Source organism: Mesorhizobium sp. M7A.F.Ca.AU.002.02.1.1, assembly GCF_003998535.1.
Lineage (GTDB): Bacteria > Pseudomonadota > Alphaproteobacteria > Rhizobiales > Rhizobiaceae > Mesorhizobium > Mesorhizobium ciceri.
The window spans coordinates 1-6304 of sequence record NZ_RZPB01000339.1; the positions used below are offsets into that span (position 1 = coordinate 1).

The following is a 6304-nucleotide window of genomic DNA, read 5'->3' on the forward strand; positions in this document are numbered from 1 at the left end:
CAAGGTGCGCGTCGCCATGAGCAACGCCTTCGCCATGGGCGGTACGAACGCAGTTCTGGCATTCAGGCAGGTGTAGAAGCCATGCAAGACGCCTCATTTGAGGTCACCTGTCGTATCTAGCTGCTTGCCGGACCACTATGTAAAGCGAGCGCTATTGGCTGCCTCTGCGATGCGGGAATTGGCAGCGGACGTCTCTCGATCAAACAGGCATCTTGCTTGTAGAATTCTTTTAATCGTGAAGCGGCGCGAGTGCGCTATCCGTTGAGGTGAGCAAGGCCGGCGCCCTGGGTGAGCGCTGGTGTCGGGTGGTGGAAAGTACAGGGGGAGCTGTGTGGCCCCTCTTTCTCGGCCTCGACGATGTGCGAAGGAGCCTGCGCGGCGAACGGGCCAACGCCCCAGGCTCAGAACCTGGGCGAACCTAACTCCCGCCAAAGGACAGCCCAGAGCTGGATACACGAAAGAGATACTGAACCCGCGAATCAGATTCTGATCAATCGTCGTGTCTGAGCTCCACTCGGCTCTTACGGAGATAATCGCGCGGCCCGGCAACGGCCGCGCGTGCCGCGGGCGTGAGCTTTGCGCTTCGTCAGAAGTGCCTCGAGCGTGACGACGATAATTGACCAGCCATATGGAACGCATTCGCCCAGTTATCCAAAGCGTGGATACCTTTCATCTAAACAAAGGATTTTACCGTTTTTGCTGCAGGTCCCATAGAAGCGCTTCAAGTTGGAAAGATAGGTAGTTCCGATGGTTGCGTTGGATCTGAGGAGCATCATCTGGTGTGCGGGGCGTACAAAGTCAGTCGCATCTGCATTGCGGCTTGGTCTTTCGGCGGTCCCCACAAGTTACGCCCCGTTGGCGCGACGCCAATTATTTAATCAATGCTTGGACATTTATCTCAACCAGACAGCTACAAGGTGAGGTCTTCCATGCGTCCGAATGTCGAGTGGAAGTTGTGCTGGGAAAATGAGCTGCAACTGGCCGACCATGTCGAACTCTCCTACTTTTTTCGAAAGACCTATGGACGGACTGGCGCCTTCAACGCGGAGCCATTCGAAGGCGGCCGCAGTTGGGCCGGCGCGAGGCCGGAATTCCGCGCAATCGGCTACGACGCGCATGGGGTAGCGGCTCACATCGGCATGCTGCGGCGCTTCATCAAAGTTGGCGAGGTCGACTTGATCGTCGCTGAATTGGGCCTGTACGCGGTTCGTCCGGATCTTGAAGGGCTCGGAATCGGTTTTTCGATGCGCGTGGCGTACCCAGTGCTCCATCAGTTGGGTGTTCCATTCGCTTTCGGCACGGTTCGGCACGCGCTGCGAAACCATGTCGAAAGATTCTGCAGAGCCGGCCTCGCGAACATTGTGTCGGGCGTTCGCGTACGGTCGACCCGTCCAGATGTGCATCCCGACCTGCCGCCCACGCGCCTGGAAGACGTACTCGTGTTGGTTTCGCCGATCGGACGCTCGATGGACGAGTGGCCGTCTGGTACCCTGATCGACCGGAACGGTCCGGAACTATGAAGCCTCTGGACTACATATGCGAAGGGCAGAGTGACAATGCCGATCGCATTGCAGAGCGCAGCGTCTATCTGACGTTTGACGACGGTCCCAATTCATTTTTCACACCGCAGATACTCAATGTGCTGGCGCAACATCAGGTGCCGGCGACCTTCTTCGTTGTTGGGGCCTACGCGGCCGACGAGCCGGAACTCGTTCGCCGAATTATTACAGACGGCCACGGTATAGCCAACCACACGATGACTCATCCGGACCTAGCTAAATGCGGGTCCGTCGAAGTCGACTGCCAGATAGTTGAGGCAAACAGAGTCATAGGGATGGCTTGCCCGCAGGCCATGGTTCGGTACTTTCGTGCACCCTATGGCATCTGGACCGAAGAAGTAATCGCTGCATTAGCGGGTGAGGCATTGGCGCCCGTCCATTGGTCCATTGATCCACGCGACTGGTCTCGCCCCGGCGTTGACGCCATCGTCGACAGAGTGCTCGCCGATATCCGGCCGGGCGCAATCGTGCTGTTGCACGACGGGTGCGCTCCCGACGAATTGCAACCAGGCAATCAAGCCAGTCTGCGCGACCAGACGGTGACAGCGTTGTCACGCCTAATTCCAGAATTGCACGGCCGCGGATTTGTAATCCGATCACTTCCTCAACATCCCTGAACAAACAGAGATCCTATGGACCTTCTCACCACAGCCAGTACTGTTGCCGTTTCGTCTTATGCGGTGCTCTCGACTGTTTACAGAGGCATGCAAGCGGTCTACTCCCAACCGGAAAATGTTACGCCGCCGTCGGAAAGCTTGTTCGGATCCGACCGTTGGCCGAGCGTGGATGTCATTATCCCCTGCTACAATGAGGACCCGCGCACACTCGCGGCGTGTTTAGCTTCCATTGCAAATCAAGATTACTCCGGAACATTTCAGGTCTATCTGGTTGACGACGGTTCTGGAAATCGTAATGCCGTCATCCCGGTACATCACGCCTACGAGGGCGACCCGAGATTCAATTTCATTCTGCTCCGCGAAAATGTTGGCAAACGCAAGGCGCAGATCGCCGCCATCCGCCGCTCATCTGGAGATTTCGTGCTCAGCGTCGACTCTGACACGACACTTGCGTCCGACGTCATCACGAAGCTTGCAGTAAAAATGCGGGATTCCATGGTCGGAGCGGCCATGGGCCAGCTGACGGCATACAACCGCAGCGACACTTGGTTGACCCGATTGATCGATATGGAATACTGGCTGGCTTGCAATGAGGAGCGCGCGGCGCAAGGTCGCTTTGGTGCGGTCATGTGCTGCTGCGGCCCATGTGCAATGTACCGCCGGTCTTGTCTCCTTTCTCTGCTGGATCAATACGAGACGCAGCTGTTCAGGGGGAAACCAAGCGACTTCGGTGAAGACCGTCATCTTACGATCCTCATGCTGAAAGCAGGCTTTCGAACCGAGTACGTTCCAGGTGCCGTCGCGGCGACAGTCGTTCCGGACAAGATGGGACCTTATTTGCGCCAACAACTCCGCTGGGCACGAAGCACTTTCCGGGACACGATGCTTGCGCGAGGTCTACTGCGTGGCCTGGATCGCTATCTAACTTTGGATGTGATGGGAGAGAATCTCGGCCCATTGTTGCTCGGCATCGCGGTAGTAACGGCGCTCGGTGAGTTACTATTTTCACATACAGTAAATTGGTGGACGGTGCTGGCTATTGTCACGATGACCATAATCAGATCTACGGTGTTATCTTTCCGCACTCGGCAGCTTCGATTCATCGGCTATTCAATGCACGCGTTAATCAGGATATTCCTGTTGATCCCCTTGAAGGCTTACGCCCTGTGTACATTGAGCAATAGCGATTGGCTGTCGCGTAAAAGTGTTCCCCTGCCCAACAGCAGCACAAAGGAAATCACAAGCGCGATGCCGCTTGGCGGAGCAAATGCTGCGGGCAATTCTGGAATTGCGGAGTCACTTCATACTGCAGATCTTTCGCTCACAGCTAGTGAAGTCTGACGGCCTTGCAGCGCCGAGTGACCGAGTAAGTTGTGTCAGTCGACACGGGGTGAAGCTTGTCGAGTTACCTATGGTCAGAACGGGGACTATGTGGAAGCGACACGTGGCATCTTGACGTTATTCTTTGGCGGAAGCGATACACACGTCGCTCCGGCCGCGACTTTCCAAAGGTGTCATCTCAAGGCGGTGGCCTGCTCTGAACCAGAATTCGCAAGTAAGCTGCCGGTGGCCAATCGGACTCATTCCGCTTGAGATAGACGCATGTCCAATGTAGCAATCGACCTTACCGGCGTAACCAAATTATTCGGAAACAAGCTCGTTGTGGACGGGCTGTCCTTCACCGTTGCATCGGGAGAGTGCTTCGGTCTGCTGGGGCCTAACGGCGCAGGCAAGAGCACGATTGCGCGTATGCTCCTCGGTATGACCCGGCCTGACGCGGGTGATATAACAGTCCTCGGTCTACCAGTGCCGGCACGCAGCCGCTTGGCCCGCAAGGGCATAGGCGTGGTCCCGCAGTTCGACAATCTCGACCTGGAATTTACGGTACGTGAGAACCTGTTGGTGTTCGGGCGCTACTTCGGCATGAGTACAAGAGAGATCAACGCCGTCATCCCACGGCTGCTCGAGTTCGCTCGCCTTGAGAGCAAGGCGGATTCACGTGTCGGCCTGCTATCCGGCGGGATGAAGCGGCGCCTGACGCTGGCACGTGCTCTGATCAACGACCCCCAGTTGCTTGTGATGGATGAGCCCACGACCGGCCTCGACCCGCATGCCCGCCATCTGATCTGGGAGCGACTTCGTTTCCTGCTGGCGAGCGGAAAAACGATCATTTTGACCACCCATTTCATGGAAGAGGCTGAGCGGCTTTGTGATCGGCTGTGTGTTCTCGAGCGGGGACGCAAGATCGCCGAGGGCAGTCCTCATGCGCTGATCGACGAGTACATTGGGTGCAACGTGATCGAGATCTTCGGCGGTAATCCACAGGAGCTGATTTCGCTGATCAGACCGTACGTTCAGCGTGTCGAGGTAAGCGGCGAGACGCTCTTTTGCTATGCGCCTGAGCCGGAGGATGTGCGCATCCAGCTTCGCGGTCGAGCGGGTCTGCGTATTCTAGAGCGTCCACCCAGTCTGGAGGACGTTTTCTTGCGGTTAACCGGACGTGAGATGGAGAAGTGAGCAATGGGTGAACGTTTTGCGGCCGCTCTACCCGCCAACGCCTGGAACTGGATGGCGGTGTGGCGCCGCAATCATCTGGCATGGAAGAAGGTGGCATTTGCTTCAATGCTCGGCACCCTTGCTGATCCGATGATTTACCTTTTCGGGCTCGGCACTGGCCTTGGACTGTTGGTAGGCCGCATCGAAGGTGCATCCTACATCGCCTTTCTGGCAGCCGGCATGGTTGCGACGAGCGCGATGACAGCATCAACCTTCGAAACAATTTACGCGGTTTTCGGTCGAATGCGCGATCAGGGCACTTGGGAAGCAATCCTGCACACACAACTTACCCTCGGCGACATCGTTCTCGGTGAATTGACCTGGGCAGCCACAAAGGCTTTTCTGGCCGGTACGACAATTGCGATTGTTGCGGCCGCGCTAGGTTATGCCGCGTGGACGTCGGTTCTCTACGTGCTACCGGTCGTCGCTCTCACCGGATTCGCCTTTGCGAGCCTGGCCATGCTCGTCATCGCGCTCGCGCCCAGTTATCACTATTTTATTTTCTATCAGACGCTTGTCATCACACCCATGCTGTTCCTTTCGGGCGCGGTTTTTCCAGTCGGCCAATTGCCAGGAGTGTTTCAGCAGATTGCGGCCTTCTCGCCCCTGGCGAATTCTATCGAGCTAATCCGTCCGGTGATGCTCGGCCGCCTGGGCGACAATGTAGGGCTGCATATAGGCGCACTTTGCATGTTCGCTGTATTGCCTTTTTTTCTGTCGGCTGGACTGTTTCATCGACGACTAATGCGTTGACGCTTGCTTACACCCATTAACCAGAAGGAGGTCCGCAATGCCGGATGCAAACTGCCCACAGCGGCCCGGAGGCATGCGTATGCTAGGAATCGCGAGTGGTACAACGCCGAAGCCGGGCGCCACCCAGCCGCTGCAGGCACCCGCCCAGCTTCGCGACCACACCTCGAAGAACAGGCTGGATGGTGAGGCGCGGACCCACCCGGAGCGTTCAATCGATAGCAGCCAAGCTTCTTGTGCGCGTCCACAGACCGTCGCGGCCATTATTTAGTTGGATACACATGCAATGACCCACAACGAAGCAACTCTTGAGCCTTTTGTGATCCTTGCTATGCCAAGGACCGGAACACACTATTTAGAAGAATTGCTAAACGAGCATCCGACCGTTTTGAGTAACGGTGAGTTGCTAAACGAATATGATCCCAATTGGCCCAGCACTGATCGCCTGCTAGGCACGGATCGCGAGCTTCTTGAGCTTGCCTATGTGCGCTGCCCTATGCGCGACTACAAGAATGTGACGCATCTTGGATGCAAGATCAATGAACCTCAGTTTCGCGAGCGTCCCGCATTCTTTGCGGAACTGGCTCGTTGGCCAGCACTCAAGGTCATCCTTGTTGTTCGCCGAAACGTATTGGAATCGCTCCGATCCTTTGTGCAGGCCAGGGAAAGCGGTCACTGGCTGAAGTTCAGCTGGGACAACGATACCGCTCGGCCACCGAGCGTCAGGTTGTCAATCGCCGACTGTGAGGCTTATTTCAAAGCCGCCGACGATTTTCACGCTCGCGTTATGGACTCCTTCACGTCGGCCAACCTGCTTGTAAG

6 protein-coding genes are annotated in these 6304 nt (G+C 56.6%); all 6 read left to right on the forward strand.

Annotated features, from left to right (window positions below):
- Nucleotides 1-929: 929 nt before the first annotated feature.
- Entirely contained in the window at nucleotides 930-1520 is a 591-nt protein-coding gene (locus tag EN879_RS20205; RefSeq protein ID WP_127274203.1) for a NodA family N-acyltransferase, read from the forward strand.
- On the forward strand, nucleotides 1517-2176 hold the full coding sequence (gene nodB / locus EN879_RS20210) for a chitooligosaccharide deacetylase NodB (RefSeq protein WP_063169400.1): 660 nt from the start codon (nucleotides 1517-1519) through the stop codon (nucleotides 2174-2176). Before EN879_RS20205 ends, nodB begins: the two co-directional genes overlap by 4 nt.
- A 15-nt stretch (nucleotides 2177-2191) precedes the next feature.
- On the forward strand, nucleotides 2192-3517 hold the full coding sequence (gene nodC / locus EN879_RS20215; protein WP_063169399.1) for a chitooligosaccharide synthase NodC: 1326 nt from the start codon (nucleotides 2192-2194) through the stop codon (nucleotides 3515-3517).
- Nucleotides 3518-3778: 261 nt separating this feature from the next.
- Nucleotides 3779-4693 (forward strand): nodulation factor ABC transporter ATP-binding protein NodI, encoded by a 915-nt coding sequence (gene nodI / locus EN879_RS20220; protein ID WP_024505873.1) that lies wholly within the window; start codon nucleotides 3779-3781, stop codon nucleotides 4691-4693.
- 3 nt (nucleotides 4694-4696) lie between these two features.
- Nucleotides 4697-5485 carry an ABC transporter permease gene (locus tag EN879_RS20225; protein ID WP_063169398.1) on the forward strand — a complete coding sequence of 263 codons (789 nt, stop codon included), beginning with the start codon at nucleotides 4697-4699 and terminating at the stop codon, nucleotides 5483-5485.
- Nucleotides 5486-5768: 283 nt separating this feature from the next.
- Nucleotides 5769-6304, forward strand: a 536-nt coding sequence (locus EN879_RS20230; protein ID WP_127274204.1) for a sulfotransferase, incomplete at its 3' end; no start/stop codon positions are given.